A 2,713-nucleotide genomic window follows, 5' to 3' on the forward strand; every position below is an offset into this window, starting at 1 on the left:
CTGGGCGGCGGCGGGCGCGGCGCTGCGGCACGCGGCGGAGACCGCGACGGCGGCGCAGGGCCTGCCCGAGCGCCCTTGGTACGACGCGCGCCGCCTCGATATCGACCTGCTGCTGTGGCGCCTGCGGGAGCACCAGGACCTGGCGGCCTTCGTGGACCGCGCCATCGGCCCGCTGCGTACCCATGACCGCACGTCCCGCCCGAAGCTGCTGCCCACGCTGGAGGTCTATCTGACCCACGCGGGCCGCAAAGCGGAGACGGCCCGCGAACTGCATCTGAACCGCCAGACGCTCTACAACCGGCTGGCCCGTATCGCCGAACTGCTGGGCACGGACCTGGACGACCCGCAGACGGTCCTGGCCCTGAGCCTGGCGCTACGGGCGAGACGCCACACGAAGTAGAAGTAACGCGGGTACCGGCGACGACGGCGGAGGCCTCAGCGGAGACGGCGTGCAGGCTGCGCCAGTTCGTCGTAGACACAGAGGACTTGGGCGATGGTCTCGTCCTCGGTCGGCCAGGTCTCCGCCTGCGCCCGGCCCGCCGTGGCGAGCCACTGCCGGCGGTCCGGGTCGCCGAGCAGCCGTACCACCGCGTCGCCGAGGGCTCTCGCGTCTCCGTACGGTACGAGTTCCGCCGCGTCGCCGACCAGTTCGGGAATCCCGCCGACCGCCGTGGCGATCAGCGGTACGCCCAGCCGCAGCGCCTCCTGCGCGAGGACCGAGCGGGCCTCCCAACGGCTGGGCAGCAGGGCGATGTCGGCGGAGGCGAGGAGTTCGGCGACATCGTCACGGCGGCCGATCAGCCGCACCGGCAGTTCGGCCGCGTCGATACGCCGCTGGAGCCGCCCGCGCTCCCGGCCCTCGCCCGCGATGGCCAGCAGCGGCGCGGGATCGAGGCAACGCCACACCTCGGCCGCGTCGAGCAGCGTGTCGTATCCCTGTTCCGGTCTGAGACTGCCCACCGCCATCAGCAACGGCCGCTCGACCGCGCCGAGTTCGGCACGGGCCTTGCTCTCCGGGCCGCCGACCGGCCGGTCCGACGCGGGCAGCGCGACCGGTGCGAGGCGGGCGTCGCGCGCGCCTCTGCTACGGGCCCGGTCGACCAGCTCCGACGATGTACCGAGCACAATGGCCGCCGCCCTGACGGCCCTTCGCTCCAGCAGCCGCATCAGATGGCCGCGCGGTCCTTCGGTCTGCGCACGGCTGTGCCAGGTGACCACCAGCGGTATCCGCTGACCGCCGAGCGCGATCGCCGTCCGTACGGCGGCGTGCACCCCATGCGCGTGCACCACGTCCGCTCCGGCGCACGCGGCGCGCAAGGTCGCGACGGACGCCGGGTCCCCGCGCCGTGGTACGGCGACATGGTGCGCCCCTGAGCCGCTGAAGTCATAGATACGCTCGACATCCGCCGGAGCGCACACCGTGACGCGCACGCCCCGGGCGACCAGCCCCGCGGCCAACGATCGAACGTGCGCGCTGCTGCCCGCACTGCCACCGCCCAGCACCTGGACCGTACGCAGTTGAGTCACGTGGTCAAGGCTCCTGGATCGGGATCGGGGACACCGTCAAGGATGCCAGTCCGGACGCGCGTTCAGGCACCGCGGGGAGGTCGTTCTTGTGTCCGGCACCGCAAGCACACAATCGCAACCACCCACACGGGTGAACCCACGGCGCGCGCCGGGAGCCGCACCGGACCGCCACACCGCCGCACCGCACCGCCGGACCACGCCCCGTAAGTCCCCGGATCACAGCCCCTGGTCCCCGGACCACATCCTCTAGTCCGCAGACGAACCTGCTCGGGCGGTGGCCAACAGCTCCTCCGCATGCGCCCGCGCCGTCTCCGAGTCCTCCTGGCCCGCCAGCATCCGCGACAGCTCCCGTACCCGGTCCTCGCCCTCCAGGACCGTCACTCCGGACCGCGTCACCGAGCCGTCGTTCGTCTTCTCGACCAGAAGCTGACGGTCGGCGAAGGCCGCGACCTGCGGAAGGTGTGTCACCACCACCACCTGCGCGGATCTGGCGAGCTTCGCCAGCCGACGGCCCACCTCGACCGCCGCCTTGCCGCCGACGCCCGCGTCCACCTCGTCGAAGAGATAGGTCGGTACGGGATCGGAGCCCGCGAAGACCACCTCCACCGCGAGCATCACCCGGGACAGCTCACCGCCGGACGCGCCCTTGGCGATCGGCCGCGGCTGGGCGCCCGGATGAGGAGCCAGGAGCAGTTCGACCTCGTCGGCGCCGTGCGGGCCGTACACCACGGAACGCCCGCCCACCACGATCCCGGACATCTCGTCCGCGGTCCCGGTCTGCCGGATGTCGAACGAGACGCGCGCGTGCGGCATGGCCAGCGAGGCCAGCTCCGCCGTGACGGCCTCCGCGAAGCGCGCCGCGGCCTCCGTGCGGGCGTCGGTCAACGCCTGGGCGAGTACGGACAGTTCGGCGCGCAGAGCGTCACGCTCGGCCGTCAGCCCGGCGATCCGGTCGTCGTCGCTCTCCAGCTCGGTCAGCCGCGCGGCGCTCTCCTCGGCCCAGGCCAGCACGGCGGAGATGTCCTCGCCGTACTTGCGCGTGAGCGCGGTGAGCGCGGCCCGCCGCTCCTCCACCGCGGCCAGCCGCAGCGGATCGGCGTCCAGATCGTCCGCGTAGCCGGCCAGTTCGCCCGCGACGTCCGCCAGCAGGATGGAGATCTCGCCCATCCGGTCGGCGAGCGCGGCG

3 protein-coding genes are annotated in these 2,713 nt (G+C 73.0%); 1 reads left to right on the forward strand and 2 read right to left on the reverse strand.

From position 1 onward, the window contains the following. Positions 1–400: PucR family transcriptional regulator (locus GA0115259_RS37605; RefSeq protein WP_161230611.1), on the forward strand; the 400-nt coding region annotated here is incomplete at its 5' end. 35 nt (positions 401–435) lie between these two features. Here GA0115259_RS37605 and GA0115259_RS37610 read toward each other — a convergent pair. Together GA0115259_RS37610 and GA0115259_RS37615 are read right to left on the reverse strand one after the other, a co-directional pair. Beyond that, complete coding sequence (locus GA0115259_RS37610) at positions 436–1,527, reverse strand: glycosyltransferase family 4 protein (protein WP_093605063.1); 1,092 nt, start codon at positions 1,525–1,527, stop codon at positions 436–438. Between the two features lie 246 nt (positions 1,528–1,773). Then, on the reverse strand, positions 1,774–2,713 hold a 940-nt coding region (locus GA0115259_RS37615; RefSeq protein ID WP_370749377.1), incomplete at its 5' end, for a DNA repair protein RecN.

This window comes from Streptomyces sp. MnatMP-M17 (genome assembly GCF_900091995.1).
Classification (GTDB): Bacteria; Actinomycetota; Actinomycetes; order Streptomycetales; family Streptomycetaceae; genus Streptomyces.